Source organism: Pantoea sp. ACRSC (assembly GCF_022346785.1).
Taxonomy (GTDB): Bacteria; Pseudomonadota; Gammaproteobacteria; order Enterobacterales; family Enterobacteriaceae; genus Pantoea; species Pantoea alvi.
In genome coordinates this window covers 55,973-75,563 of the sequence record NZ_JAKRNN010000022.1, presented here as the reverse complement: position 1 = coordinate 75,563, position 19,591 = coordinate 55,973, and the positions used below count along the sequence as shown (strand labels likewise).

At 58.0% G+C, this 19,591-nt stretch carries 14 protein-coding genes and 1 pseudogene; 12 read left to right on the top strand and 3 right to left on the bottom strand.

Features of this window, described 5'->3' with window-relative positions:
* Window positions 1-118 precede the first annotated feature (118 nt).
* Window positions 119-639, bottom strand: a pseudogene (locus MHZ97_RS18405) (IS1 family transposase); the annotation flags it as partial.
* A gap of 304 nt (window positions 640-943) precedes the next feature.
* Between MHZ97_RS18405 and MHZ97_RS18400 the strand changes: the two are divergent.
* Window positions 944-1,411 carry a DUF4174 domain-containing protein gene (locus tag MHZ97_RS18400; RefSeq protein ID WP_239315352.1) on the top strand — a complete coding sequence of 156 codons (468 nt, stop codon included), beginning with the start codon at window positions 944-946 and terminating at the stop codon, window positions 1,409-1,411.
* 289 nt (window positions 1,412-1,700) lie between these two features.
* On the opposite strand, the gene mqo is transcribed toward MHZ97_RS18400, so the two are convergent.
* A complete protein-coding gene (gene mqo / locus MHZ97_RS18395) occupies window positions 1,701-3,356 on the bottom strand; it encodes a malate dehydrogenase (quinone) (protein WP_103796926.1) in 1,656 nt (551 codons plus the stop codon).
* 964 nt (window positions 3,357-4,320) lie between these two features.
* Here mqo and MHZ97_RS18390 point away from each other — a divergent pair.
* The 11 genes from MHZ97_RS18390 (at window position 4,321) to MHZ97_RS18340 (ending at window position 18,098) form a co-directional block, all read left to right on the top strand.
* A complete protein-coding gene (locus MHZ97_RS18390; protein ID WP_103796951.1) occupies window positions 4,321-4,566 on the top strand; it encodes a ParD-like family protein in 246 nt (81 codons plus the stop codon).
* Window positions 4,563-5,351, top strand: a complete 789-nt coding sequence (gene map / locus MHZ97_RS18385) for a type I methionyl aminopeptidase (RefSeq protein ID WP_239315351.1) — start codon at window positions 4,563-4,565, stop codon at window positions 5,349-5,351. Before MHZ97_RS18390 ends, map begins: the two co-directional genes overlap by 4 nt.
* 170 nt (window positions 5,352-5,521) lie before the next feature.
* Window positions 5,522-7,318, top strand: a complete 1,797-nt coding sequence (atzF, locus tag MHZ97_RS18380; RefSeq protein WP_239315350.1) for an allophanate hydrolase — start codon at window positions 5,522-5,524, stop codon at window positions 7,316-7,318.
* Between the two features lie 2 nt (window positions 7,319-7,320).
* Window positions 7,321-10,938 (top strand): urea carboxylase, encoded by a 3,618-nt coding sequence (uca, locus tag MHZ97_RS18375; protein WP_239315349.1) that lies wholly within the window; start codon window positions 7,321-7,323, stop codon window positions 10,936-10,938.
* 9 nt (window positions 10,939-10,947) lie between these two features.
* Window positions 10,948-11,646: a GntR family transcriptional regulator gene (locus MHZ97_RS18370; RefSeq protein ID WP_103796955.1), complete on the top strand. Its 699-nt coding sequence runs from the start codon at window positions 10,948-10,950 to the stop codon at window positions 11,644-11,646.
* A gap of 29 nt (window positions 11,647-11,675) precedes the next feature.
* Window positions 11,676-12,944: an urea ABC transporter substrate-binding protein gene (urtA, locus tag MHZ97_RS18365; protein ID WP_103796956.1), complete on the top strand. Its 1,269-nt coding sequence runs from the start codon at window positions 11,676-11,678 to the stop codon at window positions 12,942-12,944.
* Between the two features lie 56 nt (window positions 12,945-13,000).
* On the top strand, window positions 13,001-14,569 hold the full coding sequence (urtB, locus tag MHZ97_RS18360; protein WP_239315348.1) for an urea ABC transporter permease subunit UrtB: 1,569 nt from the start codon (window positions 13,001-13,003) through the stop codon (window positions 14,567-14,569).
* On the top strand, window positions 14,569-15,645 hold the full coding sequence (urtC, locus tag MHZ97_RS18355) for an urea ABC transporter permease subunit UrtC (protein WP_239315347.1): 1,077 nt from the start codon (window positions 14,569-14,571) through the stop codon (window positions 15,643-15,645). The genes urtB and urtC overlap by 1 nt, the downstream gene beginning before the upstream one ends.
* Window positions 15,638-16,429 (top strand): urea ABC transporter ATP-binding protein UrtD, encoded by a 792-nt coding sequence (gene urtD, locus MHZ97_RS18350; RefSeq protein WP_239315346.1) that lies wholly within the window; start codon window positions 15,638-15,640, stop codon window positions 16,427-16,429. The genes urtC and urtD overlap by 8 nt, the downstream gene beginning before the upstream one ends.
* Before the next feature lies 1 nt (window position 16,430).
* Entirely contained in the window at window positions 16,431-17,129 is a 699-nt protein-coding gene (urtE, locus tag MHZ97_RS18345; protein ID WP_103796960.1) for an urea ABC transporter ATP-binding subunit UrtE, read from the top strand.
* Window positions 17,130-17,300: 171 nt separating this feature from the next.
* Window positions 17,301-18,098, top strand: coding sequence for an SDR family oxidoreductase (locus tag MHZ97_RS18340; protein WP_199187353.1), 798 nt, complete (start codon window positions 17,301-17,303; stop codon window positions 18,096-18,098).
* A 136-nt stretch (window positions 18,099-18,234) separates the two neighbouring features.
* On the opposite strand, the gene MHZ97_RS18335 is transcribed toward MHZ97_RS18340, so the two are convergent.
* Complete coding sequence (locus tag MHZ97_RS18335; RefSeq protein WP_103796961.1) at window positions 18,235-19,296, bottom strand: diguanylate cyclase; 1,062 nt, start codon at window positions 19,294-19,296, stop codon at window positions 18,235-18,237.
* Window positions 19,297-19,591 lie beyond the last annotated feature (295 nt).

The window sequence follows — 19,591 nt, the reverse complement described above, 5'->3', positions numbered from 1 at the left end:
ATGGTGCGTGCGCTGAATAAAATAACGAAGGCTGGTATGCCAGAAAGCGTGCGTATTGCCTGAAAACCCGGTCAGCTACAGAGTCACTCGTCCTGAAGCTGATTTATTCAACAAAGCCGCGGGATTCATACAGCGGCCAGCCATCCGTCATCCATAGCACCACGTCAAAGGGTGACAGCAGGCTCATAAGACGACCCAGCGTCGCCATAGTGCGTTCACCGAATACGTGCGCAACAACCGTCTTCCGGAGCCTGTCATACGCGTAAAACAGCCAGCGCTGGCGCGATTTAGCCCCGACGTAGCCCCACTGTTCGTCCATTTCCGCGCAGACGATGACGTCACTGCCCGGCTGTATGCGCGAGGTTACCGACTGCGGCCTGAGTTTTTTAAGTGACGTAAAATCGTGTTGAGGCCAACGCCCATAATGCGGGCGGTTGCCCGGCATCCAGCGCCATTCATGGCCATATCAATGATTTTCTGGTGCGTACCGGGTTGAGAGGCGGTGTATGTGAACTGCAGTTGCCATGTTTTACGGCAGTGAGAGCAGAGATAGCGCTGATGTCCGGCGGTGCTTTTGCCGTTACGCACCACCCCGTCAGTAGCTGAACAGGAGGGACAGCTGATAGAAACAGAAGCCACTGGAGCACCTCAAAAACACCATCATACACTAAATCAGTAAGTTGGCAGCATCACCGCTTTACTCTTACTCCTTCGGGTTGTGCAGCGCCTGGCAGCAACGTTAGCGAACCCCTCAACATTTCATGCAACTATGCGCATCACTTTTGACACGGAAAAATATCTGGTTCGCCCTCGTTGTAAACATAAGTAAGAAGAGGTTCATACCAACCAGTTTCCACTAGTGTTGATATAGATAGCTCACTTATGTCTGGAAGATCGCTGTTCTTTATCTCTATGCCGCCTGTCTGACTGTGAGGAGTAAAGGATGCCTGTAAAAAATCTGCTGCCAAAACAACTATATCCGTCTCGTAACTCTGCCATTGCTTCAGGCATACTGGTGCTGTCGCTGCTATTCTGCAGTTCTGCCCTGACGGCAGGAACACCGATGTTCAATTCTCTGCCCCCTGAAACCGCCAGCCTTGAACAGTATCAGTGGCATAATCGCCCCGTTATTGTCTTTGCCCCATCTGAAAAAGATGCTGACTATATCAGGCAAATGGCCATACTGGAGAAAAGCAAAGCTGACTTAGCGGATCGCGATATCATCGTGCTGAGCGATACCACGCCTGCTGCCGGTGGCCAGCTCCGTTCGCAATTTAAACCCGACGGTTTTGAAGTGGTACTGGTGGGTAAAGATGGAGGGGTAAAAGTTCGTCAAACAACCCCGCTGTCTTCAGAAGAATTGCTCTCTACTATAGACAGGATGCCAATGCGTAAGGCTGATCTGCGTTAGTATTTTATATTACGCGGCAAGGGTATTGAACGCTGTTTATCAGACACAGGTTAATTGTCATTTAATAAAACAGTTAGCATCCCACCTTTGTTATAGAAAGAGGAATGGCTGAACAACACACTAATTAGCTTGTATGGAATTTACACAGTGACTAACCGGTAAATATTAATGCCTGGCTCTTTTAATTTGAACTCAGATTACGACACAGAGGGGAAATTTAATCGTGCAGCAACATAATAATAAAAGCCCCTGAGGAGAACCTCAGGGGCTTTGTTATCATCCGGAAGGATTAAAGCGCCATATCGTGCTGACTTTCAGCGGCTGCTTTTGGCTTCTGCGGTTGAGCCTGAGGAGAAGCCTGAGCGTCCTTCATCTGGATCACTGGCGGTTTTACCAGCTGCAGCGTTGCCGCCGTTTCATCCCAAACCTGCTGGGTTAGCGCAACGTTGCCGTTCAGTTTCTGTCCATAGCTAGGCACGATACCACGGATCTTGCTCTGCCACTCCGCCGACTTGAATTGCTCAGGGAACAACTCTTTCATCACGTTGATAGAGATAGGTGCTGCAGTAGATGCGCCCGGAGAAGCACCCAGCAGCGCAGCCAGGGTTTTCTGTTTATCGGTAACGATTTCAGTTCCCAGCTTAAGTACGCCGCCTTTTTCAGCATCCTTTTTGATGATCTGTACGCGCTGACCTGCCTGAATGAGTTTCCAGTCCTCTTTACGTGCGGACGGATAATACTCTTTCAGCGCCTCAAATCGATCTTCGTCACTTAACATCACCTGGCCGATCAGGTATTTCACCAGGTCAAAGTTATCAAGGCCTACGTCAGTCATAGGACCCACGTTTTTGGTCGTGGTAGTACTTAAGAGATCGAGGAAAGATCCGTTTTTAAGGAACTTGGTCGAGAAGGTAGCAAAGGGTCCAAACAGTACGACACGCTTACCATCCAGGAAACGCGCATCCAGATGGGGAACCGACATTGGCGGCGCACCCACTGAAGCCTGCCCATAAACTTTCTCTGCGTGTTGACGGGCAATCTCCTGATTTTCAGTTACCAGGAATGAGCCGCCGACAGGGAAACCTGCATAATTCTCAGCTTCCGGGATCCCGGTTTCCTGCAACAGTTTCAGGGCCCCACCGCCTGCGCCGATAAAGACATATTTAGCATCTACAGCGTGTTCTTTACCGCTTTTCACGTCGGTGATTGTGACGTGCCAGGAGTTATCGCTGTTACGCTTAAAGCCCGTAACTTCAGATGAGGTTTCCAGCTTGAAGTTATCGTCTTTTTTCAGGCTGCCAATCAGCTGGCGTGTAATTTCGCCATAGTTCACATCGGTGCCGACCGGCGTCCAGGTTGCAGCAACTTTCTGCTGCGGATCGCGCCCGGCAATAATCAGAGGAGCCCATTGCTTGATCTGATTCTGATCGGTAGAGAACTTCATCCCCTGGAACAATGTGGTTTGCTGCAGAGCATTATAACGTTTGGTCAGGTATTCAACGTTCTTGTCACCCCATACAAAGCTCATATGTGGCGTAGAGTTGATAAAAGAGTGTGGGTCGTTTAATACGCCACGCTTCACCTGTGATGACCAAAACTGGCGCGAAATCATAAAGGCTTCATTGATTTCAAGCGCTTTAGAAACATCAATCGAACCGTCTGGACGTTCCGGCGTGTAGTTCAGCTCCATATTGGCTGAGTGACCGGTACCGGCGTTGTTCCAGCCATTGGATGATTCGAGCGCAACACCATCCAGCTTTTCGACCATGAGTTGTTTCCAGTCAGGCTGGAGCTCTTGCAGTAACGTGCCCATTGAGGCACTCATGATACCGCCGCCAATCAGAAGTACGTCTGTTTTTTCGTTAGTCTCTTCAGCGTGTGCGACTGAACCCACTAACAGTGCGATAAGAGATAACGCAGGGAAAATCTTGTTTTGTTGCAGCATTATAATTAGTACTATTGAGGATTAATGAGTGAACCAATATTTTAACTTACTCACATTAACTTTTAAACACTCTTATAAACTACAGGAACAAAAATTTGACAATTTTTAATTTTAAAACTAAATAAATCAGCTTTTAATTAAAAAAACCGCCTTTATATTACCCAATATTGTTATCTGCTGCTGCAGCAAAAAAAACAGCCTGTCCGGAATCCAGGAAAAAACAACAAGCTGGGTTAGCACTACGATTTCCTTAGCAAAGGAAAAATAGTTTAAATCAAGACTCATACTAAAAATTATTATTTCATTGCAACTGACACTTTATGTCTGCATTGTGTTGGGAACGGGCTTCTCTTACTAAGTCAGTAATGATATAGCTAAAATATAGCGCCTTGAATAAAGCTTTATTTAAAATAAATAGCTATGTGCAATCAACTGCCTGCTACCATATTAAATTCAGACTTATAACGAGCTAGTCAATAAACTAACCAAAGCTGCTTATGCTATAAACTAAACGGCTCCTTTTCCTGCGCTAACCCTGCCTGGCCTCGCCAGTCGCCCGCTGCCCTCCCTGAACCTTTCAGATATCGCATAATTCTTGTCAACGACCGAAAAAAGGTGCGCCGGGTGTAGGAATTTTGCAGAGATGCGTCACGCCTGAAGCGTCACACCTTTCCCGGCATTTCATTTATTAAACCCCACCGACCTTTTGTAAAACAGGCAGCCTCTCGGGCAGGGCTTTATGCGCCGGTTACAGGAAAGTATTTGCACTACCTTTACCTGGCCTCAAAAACCCGTGGATAGCGAAAGTACCCTACTCCCCGCAGAGACGAATACGCGCTCGACTAAAGCAGGTACAGATGCGCACAGACAGCAAGCATTTCCGCACCAGCACCAATTCCTCTTGCATATCGGGCAGCAAAAGTTAATCTATATACAAACCATATACGTTTCATATAGGCCAGCCATGGGCATTGTTAAAATATCCGATCTGATGCATGAAAATCTCCGCGTCGCCAGCCAGGCGATGAGCCGCTCCATTAACGCGCAAGCCGAACACTGGCTAAAGCTGGGCATGCTGGCGGAGCTTTATCCGCACTTTACCCAGCAGGAGCTGGCGCAGCTGCTGATCAGGGTGGAACTGGAGCACGGCAGCGACCTGCGTCAGCTTATCTCCCCTGCCACACGCATTCCACAAGGAGAGGCACAGTGAAGAGAAGCGTAAAGATCCACACCCCGGAACAGATTGAGCTGGCGCGCGCGGCGGGTCACGCGGCGGCGCAGGTGCTTGCGATGATTGCGCCACACGTACAGCCAGGCGTCACGACGGAAGAGCTGGATGATATCTGCCACGACTTCATCATTAACGAGCTGAAGGTGATCCCCGCCAACATCGGCTATCAGGGCTATACGCGCACCACCTGCACCTCGGTGAACCATGTGGTATGTCACGGCATTCCCTCGGCGAAAAAGCTGAAAAAAGGGGACATCATCAATATTGATATCGGCATTATCAAAGATGGCTGGTACGGCGATACCAGCCGCATGTACTTTGTTGGCGAACCCTCGGTGCGTGCGCGGCGGCTGGTGGATATCACTTATCAGTCACTGGTCGCCGGGATTCACGCCGTGAAGCCCGGCGCGACGCTGGGCGATATCGGCGCGGCAATTCAGCGCGTCGCGGAGGGCGCCGGCTTTTCCGTCGTGCGCGACTATTGTGGTCACGGCGTCGGGCAGATCTACCATGACGAGCCGCAGGTCCTGCATTACGGCACGCCAGGGGAAGGACTGGCGCTTCAGCCAGGCATGATCTTCACTATTGAGCCGATGATCAACGCCGGTAAAGCTGGCACCAGCGTGCTTTCGGACGGCTGGACGGTAGTCACCAAAGATCGCTCGCTCTCGGCACAGTGGGAGCATACCCTGGCCGTGACGGACAGCGGATTCGATCTGCTGACGCCCTGGCCAGACGGCCTCGGCGACTATCCGGCGATTTAATGCGTCGACGACATTCTGCTTTAAGCCAGTGCTGCGCTGCACCATGGGATATCAGGAAAAGCCCTTTCTCGCGCAGCGCTGGAAAAAATATTTAGTTTTTTCATCGCATTAGAAAATGGCACACATCTTGCTCGACGAATTCCATCTTGTATACCAGTTGGAATTCAATCATGGCCTCTACCTTCGGATTTACGCTTCAGGACTGGCAACACCGCTACCAGCAGGACCCGCACTGCATCGGTGCGCTGCTGACGGCGCACCTCGACGCTCTCGATCGGCAGGATAACGCCTGGATCTGTCTCGCCTCCCCTGCGCAGTTACAGGCACAAATCGAACCGCTGTTGGCAAATTACCTGCGCAACCCGGCTGCGCTGCCGCTGTTTGGCGTGCCCTTTGCGGTAAAAGACAATATCGATGTAGCAGGCTGGCCGACCAGCGCCGCCTGCCCGACCTTTACCTACACCGCCGCTGAGGACGCCTTTGTGGTGGCGCAGTTAAAAGCAGCGGGCGCGGTGGTCATCGGCAAAACCAACCTCGACCAGTTTGCGACCGGTTTAGTCGGCACGCGTTCCCCGTTTGGCGCGGTAAGTAATACCTTTAATCCTGACTATGTCAGCGGCGGCTCCAGCTCCGGTTCCGCCTCGGTGCTGGCGCGCGGCCTGGTGGCCTTCTCGCTCGGCACCGACACCGCCGGTTCCGGCCGCGTGCCGGCGGGCTTTAACAATATCGTTGGGCTAAAGCCGACCAAAGGCTGGCTCTCCGCCCGCGGCGTGGTGCCCGCCTGCCGCCTTAACGACACCGTTTCCGTGTTTGCCTTAACGGTGGAAGATGCCTTCGCGGTCGCGACCGCCGCAGGGGGCTATGACGCCGGGGATGCCTATTCGCGCCGCAACCCCCATACCGCCCCTGCCAGCTTCAACGCGCAGCCCGCCTTTGCCATTCCCGCCGCGCCGGAATTCTTCGGCGACACCCAGGCGGAAGCGGCCTGGCAGCGCGCGCTGGAGCAGCTACAGGCGGGCGGCGCCACGCTGCACCCCATCGATTTCACCCCATTCCACCAGCTTGCTGAACAGCTCTACTACGGCCCGTGGGTGGCGGAACGCACCGCCGCGGTGGGCGAGATAATCAACCGTCCGGAAGAGATGGACCCGGTGGTGTACGGCATCGTCAGCAGCGGCCTGAAATATAGCGCCGTCGAGGCTTACCGGGCGGAGTATCTGCGCGCTGAACTGACGCGTCAGATCCAGCAAACAATGGCGCAGTTCGATGCCGTGGTCGTGCCGACCTCACCCACTATCCACACCCTGGAAGAGATGAAGCAGGAGCCGGTGCGCTACAACTCGCACTTCGGCACTTACACCAATTTCACTAACCTCGCTGACCTCAGCGCCTTAGCGCTGCCCGGCCCGTTCCGGGAGGATGGTCTGCCTGCAGGCATCACGCTTATCGCGCCGGCCTGGCAGGATCGCTCCCTCGCCGACTTCGGCCTGCGCTGGCAGCAGCAGATGGCGCTCTCCCCTGGCGCCACCGGCCAACCGCCGCGCGCCCGGCACGCGCCGCTGCCCCTCTCTGCCGATCACGTTCGCGTTGCGGTGGTTGGCGCACATCTCACCGGCATGCCGCTCAATTTCCAGCTCACCACGCGCAACGCGGTCTGGGTGGAAGAGACGCAAACCGCCAGCAACTACCGCCTGTTCGCCCTGCTTGACGGCCCAATCAAAAAGCCGGGCCTGCTGCGCAGCGACAGCGGTGCGCCGATCGCCGTTGAGCTGTGGGATATCCCGCTGGCGCGCTTTGGCGAATTCGTGGCCGAAATTCCGGCGCCGCTCGGCATCGGTTCGCTGACGCTGGCGGACGGCCGCGTTGTGAAAGGCTTTATCTGTGAACCGGCGGTGCTGGCGCAGGCGCTGGAGATCACCGAATTTGGCGGCTGGCGCAACTGGCTCGCCTCTCAGGGGAGTAAATAACCATGTTCAGCACCGTTCTGATCGCCAACCGTGGCGAGATTGCCTGCCGCGCGATTCGCACCCTGAAACGCCTCGGTGTGAAAAGCGTTGCCGTCTACTCCGATGCCGATCGCAACGCACGCCATGTCAAAGAGGCGGATGTGGCGATCGCGCTCGGCGGCGATAAAGCTGCCGACAGCTATCTGCGTATCGATAAAATTCTGGCCGCGGCGAAACAGAGCGGCGCGGAAGCGATCTGGCCCGGCTACGGCTTCCTCTCTGAAAGCCTGCCGTTTGCCGCCGCCTGCGAAGAGGCGGGTATCGCCTTTGTCGGCCCGACGGCGCAGCAGATTGGCGAGTTTGGCCTGAAACATCGCGCACGGGAACTGGCCGCTCAGGCGGGCGTACCGATGACGCCCGGCACGCCGCTGCTCAATTCGTTAGAGGAGGCGATCGGCGCGGCGGCACGCATCGGCTATCCGGTGATGCTGAAAAGCACGGCGGGCGGCGGCGGTATTGGTTTGACGCGCTGTGCGGATGAGGAGGCGCTGCGCAGCGCCTGGGAAAGCGTGCGCCGCCTCGGCGAACAGTTCTTCAGCGATGCAGGGGTATTTCTTGAGCGCTGCATCGATCGTGCCCGTCACGTTGAAGTGCAGATTTTTGGCGACGGCAGCGGCAAGGTGGTTGCGCTTGGCGAGCGCGACTGTTCGCTTCAGCGCCGTAATCAGAAAGTCGTGGAAGAAACCCCGGCGCCCCATCTTCCCCAGGCCACGCGCGAGGCCCTGCTGGCCTCCGCGGTGCGGCTGGGTGAACAGGTCAGCTACCGCAGCGCAGGCACCGTAGAGTATATCTATGACGCCGAACAGGATGCGTTTTACTTTCTTGAAGTCAACACCCGCCTGCAGGTCGAACATCCCGTAACCGAATGCGTCACCGGCCTCGATTTGGTGGAGTGCATGCTGCAGGTCGCGGCGGGCGACGCCATTGACTGGGCGCGCCTGCAGCAGCCGCCTGTCGGCGCGTCAATTGAAGTGCGCATCTATGCCGAAGATCCGCTGAAAAACTTCCAGCCCGCGCCGGGCACGCTCACCGGCGTCCTTTTCCCGGATGATGTGCGCGTGGATAGCGGGATCGACGTCGGCGCAGAGGTCTCCGCATTTTACGATCCGATGATCGCCAAACTGATTGTCCATGCAGAGACGCGCGACGCGGCGCTGGCGAAAATGCAGCAGGCGCTCGACGCCACCCAGCTGCACGGCATCGCCACCAACCTCGACTATCTGCGGCAAATCGTCGCCACCGACGCCTTCCGCAGCGGCAGCGTCTGGACCCGCTTTCTTGACGGCTTTACCCCGTCCGCCAGCGTAATAGAGGTGCTGCAGCCGGGCACCTTCAGCACTATTCAGGACTATCCGGGCCGCCTGGGCTACTGGGATATCGGCGTACCGCCCTCCGGCCCGATGGATGATTTTGCCTTCCGCCTCGCCAACCGGATTGTGGGCAACCACGACAGCGCCGCCGGACTTGAGTTTACCCTGCAAGGGCCGACGCTGCGTTTTCACAGCGATGCGGTGATTGCCCTGACCGGCGCCGACTGTCCGGCAACCCTGGATGACGTAAGCCTGGACTACTGGCGGCCCGTAGCGGTGAGCGCCGGGCAAACCCTGACGTTAGGTCGCGCACAGAGCGGCTGCCGCACTTATCTGGCGGTCCGCAATGGGTTCGACGTACCGGAATATCTGGGCAGCCGCTCCACCTTTTCGCTCGGCCAGTTCGGCGGCCACGCCGGACGCACGCTGCGCGTGGCCGATATGCTGCCCATCTCTCAGCCCCGGCTGGCGGCCTGCACCACACCCGCGCCGGTCAGCGCACCGCAGGCGCTCGATCCCGCGCTGGTGCCGCACTACGGCAGCGAATGGCGTATCGGCGTGCTCTACGGCCCGCACGGCGCGCCAGACTTCTTTACCCAGGCCGCTATCGATACGTTTTTTGCCAGCGACTGGCAGGTGCACTACAACTCCAACCGTCTTGGCGTGCGTCTGGTGGGGCCTAAACCGACCTGGACCCGCGCCAACGGCGGCGAGGCCGGGCTGCACCCCTCGAACGTCCACGACTGTGAATACGCCATTGGCGCGGTGAACTTCACCGGCGACTTTCCGGTGATCCTGACCCACGACGGCCCCAGCCTCGGCGGCTTTGTCTGCCCGGTCACCATCGCCAAAGCTGAATTGTGGAAAGTGGGTCAGGTTAAGCCTGGCGATCGCATTCGCTTCCATCCTGTCGGCGTGGACGAAGCGGTGGCGCTGGAAAAAGCGCAGGCTGCGTGCATCGCCACCCTTCGCAGCCATCACGCCGCCTCGTTTGCGGTGCCGTCGCTGGCGGCAACGGCGTCTGGCTCCGCCACGCTGCTGGCGGCGCTGCCCGCGACCGACACCACGCCGGCTGTCGTCTGGCGCCAGGCCGGCGACAAATATGTGCTGATCGAATATGGCGACAACGTGCTGGACCTGGCGCTGCGCCTGCGCGTGCATCTGCTGATGAATGCGCTGCGCGCCCGCGCCGTGCCCGGCATAGAGGAGTTATCGCCTGGGGTGCGCTCGCTGCAGGTGCGCTACGACAGCCTGATCCTCAGCCAGAAACAGCTGATGACTCTGCTGCTGGAGCTGGAGGCGGAACTTGGCGACGTCAGCGAGCTGAAAGTGCCGTCGCGCATCGTCTGGATGCCAATGGCGTTTGAAGACAGCGCCACGCTCGGTGCGGTAGAGCGCTATAAAGAGACGGTGCGCGCCAGCGCGCCCTGGCTGCCCAACAACGTCGACTTTATTCAGCGCATCAACGGTCTGGAGAGCCGCGACGCGGTGCGCGATACCCTTTTTGACGCCAGCTATCTTATCCTGGGCCTGGGCGACGTCTATCTGGGCGCGCCTTGCGCGGTGCCCGTCGATCCGCGCCATCGCCTGCTCAGCTCCAAATACAGCCCGGCACGTACCTTTACGGCGGAAGGCACCGTGGGTATCGGCGGCATGTACATGTGCATCTACGGTATGGACTCCCCCGGCGGTTATCAGCTGGTGGGCCGCACGCTGCCAATCTGGAACAAATTCCTCAGAAACGATCAGTTCGCGGCGGAGGAGCCCTGGCTGCTGCGCTTTTTCGATCAGGTGCGCTTCTATCCGGTCACGGAAGAAGAGCTTGTCCGGCTGCGCGATGACTTCCGCGAAGGGCGCGCCAGCGTGCGTATCGAAGAGACCCTGTTTGATTTCGCCGCCCATCGCCAGTTTCTGGCCGAAAACGCGGCGTCGATCAGCGCCTTTCGCCAGCGCCAGAGCGCCGCCTTTGAGCAGGAAGTGACGCGCTGGGCGCAGGAGGAGCAAGAGGCGCCGCTCACCAGCGAAGAGACGCTGACGATCGCCGAACCCGATGACCAGGCGCTGGCCGTGTGCGCCGATATGAACGGCAACATCTGGAAAGTGCTGGTGCAGCCGGGCGAGGCGGTAGAGGCGGGCCAGACGCTGATTATCGTCGAGGCGATGAAAATGGAGCTTCAGATTGTCGCGCCGCAGGCGGGCACGGTGAAACGCATCGCCTGCCAGGCTGGACGTCCGGTAAGTCCGGGCGATGCCCTGCTCTGGCTGGAATAAGGAGCGCAGATGAATCAACGCCCGCGCAGCAAAGGCCGCCCGGAAGCCCTGGCGGAAAAAGTGTACCAGGCGCTAAAGCAGGACATCTTTGCCTTCCGCCTGATGCCCGGCGACCGCTTCAGCGAAAACGAGATCGCCGAGCGGCTGGAGGTGAGCCGCACGCCGGTGCGCCAGGCGCTGTTCTGGCTGGCGCGCGAAGGCTATGTCGACGTGTGGTTCCGCAGCGGCTGGCAGGTGAAGCCGTTTGACTTCGAATACTTCGAGGAGCTGTACGATTTTCGCACCGTTATCGAGTGCGAAGCGGTGCGCCGCCTGTGCGCCCTGCCGCCGCTCGCCTGCGCGGAGATGCTCGACGCCCTGAAGCGCTTCTGGATTGATGATCCACGCCCTGAAGAGGGCAACACGGTATCGGCCCAGGACGAGGCGTTTCATATGGCGCTGGTGGCGGCGGCGGGCAATCAGGAGATCGCCCGCGTCCACGCCGAGTTAACCGAAAAAATTCGCATCATTCGGCGTCTCGACTTTACGCGCGACGATCGGGTAGAGGCGACATACCGTGAACACGCTCAGATTTTACGGGCGATTTTTCAGCAAAAAACCGAGGAGGCGCAGCGCATTCTGACCGATCACATCGCCGTGAGTAAGGCAGAGGTAAGAAAGATCACTTTGCATATGTTACAGCAGGCCCGGCTTCAGGTTACTGAATAATAAAACCATTACACTTTAGAGGGTTACTGATGAAAAGACGTTCATTGCTTAAGGCTTTTGCGCTCTCCGCCACCGTAGCCAGTCTGGGCTTTGCCTTCGGGGCGCAGGCGGCAGAGACCATTAAAGTCGGCATATTATCTTCGCTTTCCGGCACCATGGCGATTTCAGAAACGCCGCTGAAAGATATGGCCTTGATGACCATTGACGAAATCAATGCCAGCGGCGGCGTGCTGGGCAAAAAGCTGGAGCCGGTGGTGGTCGATCCAGCCTCCAACTGGCCGCTGTTTGCGGAGAAAGCCCGCCAGCTGCTGACGCAGGACAAGGTCGCCGCGGTGTTCGGCTGCTGGACTTCGGTTTCGCGCAAATCGGTGCTGCCGGTGTTTGAAGAGCTGAACGGCCTGCTGTTCTATCCCGTGCAGTATGAAGGCGAAGAGATGTCGCCAAACGTGTTCTATACCGGTGCCGCCCCCAACCAGCAGGCGATCCCCGCCCTGCAGTACCTGATGAGCGAAGATGGCGGCAGCGCTAAACGCTTCTTCCTGCTGGGCACCGATTACGTCTATCCGCGCACCACCAACAAAATCCTGCGCGCCTTCCTGCACAGCAAGGGCGTTCAGGATAAAGATATCGAAGAGGTCTATACGCCGTTCGGATACAGCGATTATCAGACCATCGTATCCAATATCAAGAAGTTCTCCGCCGGGGGGAAAACCGCGGTGATCTCCACTATCAACGGCGACTCCAACGTGCCTTTCTACAAAGAGCTGGCGAATCAGGGCATTAAAGCCACCGATATTCCGGTGATCGCCTTCTCCGTGGGCGAAGAGGAGCTGCGCGGCATCGATACCAAACCGCTGGTCGGTCAGCTGGCAGCCTGGAACTACTTCGAGTCGGTGGATAACCCCACCAACGCGAAGTTTGTCGCCGATTACCGCGCCTATGCCAAAGCGCACAACCTGCCGAACGCAGGCACGGTAGTGACCAACGATCCCATGGAAGCGACCTACGTCGGTCTGCATATGTGGGCGCAGGCGGTAGAGAAAGCGGGCACCACCGATGTCGATAAAGTGCGCGCGGCGATGGCGGGCCAGACCTTTAAGGCGCCGGACGGCTTCACCCTGACCATGGATAAAACCAACCACCATCTGCATAAGCCGGTGATGATTGGCGAAGTCGAGGAAAACGGACAGTTCAACGTGGTGTGGCAGACCGAACAGCCGATCCGTGCGCAGCCGTGGAGTCCCTATATCGCCGGAAACGACAAGAAGCCCGATTATCCTGAGAAATCAACGAAATAATACTCTGCCCTTCAGCATGCTGAAGGGCGCTTAGCGATACTCTGAGGGCGGTATTGATGAACTTCAAATCCTTTATTTGTGGTCTGCTGCTGTTGCTGCTGCCCTGGCTGGCGCAGGCGGGGGATGGTGCTGACTTCGCTGCCGCCAGCCGCGCCGGGCAGGCCACGCTGCTGCAACAGTGGGCCGCCGCGCCGCAGGCCAGCCGCGTACCGCTGCTGCAGGCGCTGCGCAGTGAGAGCGTGGTGATTGACCAGAAAAAACAGCCGTTCAGCAAGCAGGATGACAAATTTATCCCGCTCGACAGCGCGACGCAGCCCAGCGGCGAAACCAAAAAGCTGTTTATGAACAATCGGCTGCGCGTGCTGATCGCTGGCGCGCTCGCCGCCCACCAGCTGGTGAGCGACGATGCGGCTGTCCGCCTGCGCGCCGCGCAGCAGCTGCAAAACGATGCGGCGGCCGATCAGCTGCCGCTTATCCAACAGCGCCTCGCCGCGGAGAAAGATGCGCGGGTGCATGCAGCCTTAGCGATGGCGGTTGCCAGCCTGCAGCTCGCCAGCCCGGACGCCGTCGTGCGCCTCAACGCCGTCACGCTGCTGGGAGAAGGAAGCGATCCCGGCGTGCAGGGGAGCCTTGCGCGCCTGACCCTTCCCGGCAACGAACCCGATGCGCAGGTCCGCGCCGCCGCGGCCGCCAGCCTGCAGCAAATCAAACACCGTCTGATGTGGGGCGACCTGTTCGGCCAGGCCTTTACCGGCCTGTCGCTGGGTTCGATCCTGCTGCTGGCTGCGCTGGGGCTGGCGATCACCTACGGCCTGCTCGGCGTAATCAATATGGCGCACGGGGAAATGCTGATGCTGGGGGCCTACGCCACCTGGTTTGTGCAGAACCTGTTCCAGCAGTTCGCGCCGCAGTGGCTGGCGTGGTATCCGCTGCTGGCGCTGCCGGCGGCGTTTCTGCTCACCGCAGCCATCGGTATGCTGCTGGAGCGCGCTATTATCCGCCACCTCTATGGCCGACCGCTGGAGACCCTGCTCGCCACCTGGGGCATAAGCCTGATGCTGATCCAGCTGGTGCGCATGCTGTTTGGCGCGCAGAACCTGGAAGTTGCCAACCCCGGCTGGCTCTCAGGCGGCCTGCAGGTGCTGCCTAATCTGGTGCTGCCCTACAACCGCCTTGCGGTGATCCTGTTTGTCTTTGCCGTGCTCGGCCTCACCTGGCTGCTGCTAAACAAAACGCGCCTCGGGCTGAGCGTGCGCGCCGTTACCCAAAACCGCGCGATGGCCGACTGCTGCGGCGTGCCCACCGGACGCGTCGATATGCTGGCGTTTGGCCTGGGTTCCGGCATCGCCGGGCTTGGCGGCGTCGCGCTGTCGCAGCTCGGCAACGTTGGCCCGGAGCTTGGCCAGGGCTACATTATCGACTCCTTCCTGGTGGTGGTGCTGGGCGGTGTAGGCCAGCTGGCGGGAACCGTGGTCGCCGCCTTCGGGCTCGGCATTCTTAACAAAGTGCTGGAACCGCAAACGGGGGCGGTGCTGGGCAAAATTCTTATCCTCGTGCTGATCGTGCTGTTTATACAGAAACGGCCGCAGGGCCTGTTCGCCTTTAAAGGGAGGGTAGTTGACTGATGAGCCAGCCTCTGACCTTAACCCTGACGCGCAACGCGCCGCGCCTTAGCATCAGCCTGGGCATCCTGATTACCCTGCTGCTGCTGGTGATGCCGTTCTGCGCGCTGCTGCCCGCCAGCCACCCGCTGGCGATCTCCACCTATATCCTGACGCTGGTGGGCAAAATTCTCTGCTACGCCATTGTCGCCGTGGCGCTGGATTTAGTGTGGGGCTATGCCGGCTTATTGTCGCTCGGACATGGGCTGTTCTTCGCGCTTGGCGGCTACGCCATGGGCATGTATCTGATGCGCCAGGCGGCGGGCGAAGGCCTGCCCGCTTTTATGTCGTTTCTGTCATGGGACGCGCTGCCGTGGTTCTGGGCAGGCACCCAGCATTTCGCCTGGGCGCTCTGCCTGATCGTGCTGGTGCCGGGGCTGCTGGCGCTGGTGTTTGGCTTCTTCGCCTTTCGCTCAAAGATCAAAGGCGTCTATTTCTCCATTATGACCCAGGCGCTGACCTACGCAGGCATGCTGCTGTTTTTCCGTAACGAAACCGGCTTCGGTGGCAACAACGGCTTTACTGGATTTTCTACCCTGCTCGGCTTTAATGTCACCGCAACCGGCACGCGCATTGGGCTGTTTATCGCCACCGTGACGCTGCTGCTGTGCAGTCTCGGCACTGGCTTCGCGCTGGCGCGCAGCAAGTTTGGCCGGGTGCTGACCGCGGTGCGCGATGCGGAAAACCGCCTGATGTTTGTGGGCTACGATCCGCGCGGCTTTAAGCTCTTCGTCTGGACCCTTTCGGCGATACTGTGCGGGCTGGCTGGCGCGCTCTATGTGCCGCAGGTCGGCATCATCAATCCAGGCGAAATGTCGCCAACCAACTCGATCGAAGCCGCCATCTGGGTAGCGCTGGGCGGCCGCGGCACCCTGATTGGTCCGCTGCTGGGCGCTGGGATCGTAAACGGTGCCAAAAGCTGGTTCACCGTCTCCTTCCCGGAATACTGGCTGTTCTTCCTGGGCCTGATATTTATCCTCGTCACGCTGCTGCTGCCGCGCGGCGTAATTGGCCTGCTGCGCCGGAGGCATGATGACTGATATCCCCTTTACCCAGCCCCGCCCCACCGATCGTCATCGCGATCGAAGCGACCCGATGCTTCAGCTGGAGAAAATTAACGTCTCATTTGATGGTTTTCATGCCCTGACCGATTTATCGCTGCAGATTGGCGCGGGCGAACTGCGCTGCGTAATCGGCCCCAACGGCGCGGGCAAAACCACGCTGATGGATGTGATCACCGGCAAAACCCGCCCTGACAGCGGACAGGTACTCTACGACCAGGATAGCGATCTGACGCGCCTGTCGCCGGTTGAGATCGCCCGCGCTGGCATCGGCCGCAAGTTTCAGAAACCCACGGTATTTGAAGCGCTGACGGTGTTTGAAAATCTGGAAATTGCGCTGAAAAACGATAAGTCGGTATGGGCCAGCCTGCGGGCAAAGCTGAGCAGCGAGCAGCAGGACCGCATCGACGAGGTGTTGCAACTGCTGCGGCTCAGCGGCGAGCGTCAGCGCAGAGCGGGGCTGCTCTCCCACGGCCAGAAGCAGTTTCTGGAAATCGGTATGCTGCTGGTGCAGGAGCCGCATCTTCTGCTGCTCGACGAACCGGCGGCGGGCATGACCGACGCGGAAACCGAGTACACCGCCGAGTTGTTCCGCAGCCTGGCGGGTAGGCACTCGCTTATGGTGGTCGAGCACGATATGGGGTTTGTAGAAACCATCGCCGATCGCGTCACCGTGCTGCATCAGGGCCAGGTGCTGGCAGAGGGATCGTTGCGCGAGGTACAGGCGGACGATCGGGTTATCGACGTTTATCTGGGGCGCTGAGATGCTGCAAGTTTCTGAACTGAATCAATATTATGGTGGAAGCCATATCCTGCGCGGCCTCTCCTTTGAGGTGAAGCCGGGCGAGATTACCTGCCTGCTGGGGCGCAACGGCGTGGGAAAAACCACGCTGTTAAAATGCCTGATGGGGCTGATCCCGGCGAAATCTGGCGAGATCCGCTGGCACGATAAGGTGATCAACAGCCGTAAACCGCACCAGCGCGTGCAGGCGGGCATCGCCTGGGTGCCGCAGGGGCGTGAAATTTTCCCGCGCCTGACGGTAGAAGAGAATCTGCTGATAGGCCTGGCCCGCTTTTCTGGCGCGCAGGCCAGAACGGTGCCGGATGAGATCTATCAGCTGTTTCCTGTCTTGCGGGAGATGAAAGCCCGACGCGGCGGCGATCTCTCGGGCGGACAGCAGCAGCAGCTGGCCATTGGCCGGGCGCTGGCCTGTAAGCCGCAGCTTTTAATCCTCGACGAGCCGACGGAAGGGATCCAACCTTCGGTGATCAAGGAGATCGGCGAAGTCATTCGCCAGCTGGCCGGCAGAGGCGAGATGGCGATTCTGCTGGTGGAGCAGTTTTATGATTTTGCCGCAGCGTTAGCGGATAGCTATCTGGTTATGTCGCGCGGCGAGATTATACAGCGCGGCGCTGGTGCCAGCATGGCGGCAGAGGGCGTCAGAAACCTCGTCGCGATTTAACCCCTGTGCAGGCGGGGATCTCCCCGCCTGGCGGGCCGTCGCGTAAAAGGCGCAGGTCGCGTTCTCCCCCTTTCACCCCTTCAGGCTCACCCCTCCTGCCCGTTACAAAAACGCATCAGCCCCTTTTTCGTGCCAGGCTTACCAGACGTTCATGAAAACAAGGGGAAAAGAGTGAGCAATAAACTGGCTTTTATTACCGGGGCATCAAACGGCATCGGCTTCGAACTGGCGAAGCTTTTCGCTAAAAACGATTACGATATTATTGCCGTCGCCAGAAATGAAGAGAAGCTAAATAACGCCTGTGAAGCGCTGCGGGAATTTGGCGGCCGCGTACAGCCTTACGCCGCCGATCTCAGCCGCTATGAAGAGATTGAGACGCTTAAGAAGAAAGTCGACGGCCTCGGCAGAGATATCGATGCGCTTGTTATCAACGCCGGTCAGGGTCTGGGAGGAGGCTTTATCGGCGGAACAGCGCTGGAAAAAGAGCTTCAGCTTATCAGGCTGAATGTGGATTCTTATGTCCATCTGTCAAAGATTTTTCTGCCCGATATGATTCAGCGCGGCGTCGGCCACGTTCTGATGACCTCCTCAGTTTCAGGGACGACGCCCGTTCCTTTTGAGGCGGTTTATGGCGCGTCTAAGGCTTTCGTCAACTCCTTTTTCTGGGCGATTCGCAATGAACTAAAGGGCAGCGGCCTGAATATGACCCTGCTGATGCCCGGTGCCACCGAAACGAATTTCTTTAAAAATGCGGGTCAGAGCGACACCGCCGTTGGCGCGTCGCAGCCGACGAAACCCGAAGAGGTCGCGGAGCGCGCCTGGTACGCGCTGATGAGCGGTCATGAATACGTTTACGGCAGCGATGAGGCCGAACATGAAGGCGACGTGCTTAACCGTCTGCAAAGTGAATCTCAGAAGGCGCAGCGCCACCGTATGATTTCAGAACCGGGATCGGCCAGCAAAAAATAACCCTTTCCCCGATCGCAGGCCCCCTCTTGCTTAGTTAAGGCTGCGGCGCATCGCAGCAATAAGCGGTCTGGCGCTCTGTGGCGCAAAAGGTCGCCGGTTGCGCCCCGCTAGCGGCAATCGGCGCCTCACTCTGCCCTTACGCCGGCTGCCAGAGACGCACGCCGTTGCGCCCGGCGCGTTTTACCTGGTAGAGCGCTTCATCGGCGTGACGCAGCCAGTGATGGATAGAATCCGCCTTGCTGGCCGGCGCGATGCCGATGCTCACGGTGCAGGAAAAATCAGCCGAGGCGGGCAGACGGAGCTGCGCGATACGATCCTTCAAGGTTTGCGCCAGCGTCAGAATGCCCGCGTCCTGGGCATCACGCACGATAACGCACAGCTCGTCGCCGCCGAAGCGCGCCGGAATATCCTCAATGCCGACGCCGTCGCGCAGCAGCGCAGAGATCTCCGCCAGCAAAAAATCCCCCGCTTCATGGCCGAAACTGTCGTTAACCGCTTTAAAATGATCGACGTCAATAAGCATCAGCCAGGCAGCGCTTTCCCCACGGCGGGTGCGCAGAAACTCGCTCTCCAGACGGCGTTCAAACAGCCGCCGGTTGGGGATTTTCAGCCCCGGATCCATCAGCGCGATACGCTCCAGCTCGCGATTTTTCAGGCGCAGGCTCAGCGTCAGATTATAGGAGACCACACTTAACGCCAGCAGATAGAAGGTCGCGAGCGGCAGCGACAGCCACACCGTGCGGGTGCTGAAACTCATATTCACCGGCGCGCCCTCCAGCGCCCACACCAGCGCAAAAGCCACCAGAAACGCCCGCAGCGCGGCAATAAGCTGCGCCCAGCCGCCCGCTGCGTAGCGATCCGCCACCAGAATCGCCATGATCACGAACGACGGCAGCGGGCTAATCGCCATTACCGCAATCCAGACGCCGCCAAAGGCGGCGTCCAGCGTCAGGCTGGCGCGCTCGCGACCGGTAGGATCGTCCGAGGCGAGCGCCAGCCGCCACGCCAGCCAGGGCCAGAAAAAGGCGTTAACAAACAGCAGCGCGCAGATGCTCAGGCTTGTTCCTGACTCCATTAATACCGACAGAATGGGATAGAAGCAGAGAATCGTGCCCAGCTGTCGCATAGCAAACATGCGCCTGACAAATCGTGTCGAGCGCAACTTCAGATGCCTGTCATCAGGAGAATAATAATTCATTAAATCAGTAAGAAGAGGCGGGATGGTTCAGGCATTTTATCGGGATTTGATTTAAATCGGTGAATTTTTTTAGGAATTTTCTGCATGAATTATTCTTGACATAAAAATTTCTTTTTTTGTCATTACTTATTGAGCGATATTGCTTTGCGCTTATTCCTCCCCTGGATTATCTCTGCCTCACGCTTTATTACCGTTATCCTCAGCCGCGTCGGAGTCTGGTCACTTTTTTCACCGGTAAATGAAAAGTGAAACTGTTCACGCAAACAGAGTTATCACGCAGGGATCCTCCTGCCGG

Excerpts from the sequence above, each read along its gene's own strand:
- urtB (WP_239315348.1), top strand. The coding sequence starts at position 13,001 with ATGAACTTCAAATCCTTTATTTGTGGTCTGCTGCTGTTGCTGCTGCCC.
- MHZ97_RS18370 (WP_103796955.1), top strand. The coding sequence starts at position 10,948 with ATGAATCAACGCCCGCGCAGCAAAGGCCGCCCGGAAGCCCTGGCGGAA.
- atzF (WP_239315350.1), top strand. The coding sequence starts at position 5,522 with ATGGCCTCTACCTTCGGATTTACGCTTCAGGACTGGCAACACCGCTAC.
- urtC (WP_239315347.1), top strand. The coding sequence starts at position 14,569 with ATGAGCCAGCCTCTGACCTTAACCCTGACGCGCAACGCGCCGCGCCTT.
- urtE (WP_103796960.1), top strand. The coding sequence starts at position 16,431 with ATGCTGCAAGTTTCTGAACTGAATCAATATTATGGTGGAAGCCATATC.
- MHZ97_RS18400 (WP_239315352.1), top strand. The coding sequence starts at position 944 with ATGCCTGTAAAAAATCTGCTGCCAAAACAACTATATCCGTCTCGTAAC.
- MHZ97_RS18335 (WP_103796961.1), bottom strand. The coding sequence starts at position 19,296 with ATGAATTATTATTCTCCTGATGACAGGCATCTGAAGTTGCGCTCGACA.
- mqo (WP_103796926.1), bottom strand. The coding sequence starts at position 3,356 with ATGCTGCAACAAAACAAGATTTTCCCTGCGTTATCTCTTATCGCACTG.
- urtD (WP_239315346.1), top strand. The coding sequence starts at position 15,638 with ATGACTGATATCCCCTTTACCCAGCCCCGCCCCACCGATCGTCATCGC.
- urtA (WP_103796956.1), top strand. The coding sequence starts at position 11,676 with ATGAAAAGACGTTCATTGCTTAAGGCTTTTGCGCTCTCCGCCACCGTA.
- uca (WP_239315349.1), top strand. The coding sequence starts at position 7,321 with ATGTTCAGCACCGTTCTGATCGCCAACCGTGGCGAGATTGCCTGCCGC.
- MHZ97_RS18390 (WP_103796951.1), top strand. The coding sequence starts at position 4,321 with ATGGGCATTGTTAAAATATCCGATCTGATGCATGAAAATCTCCGCGTC.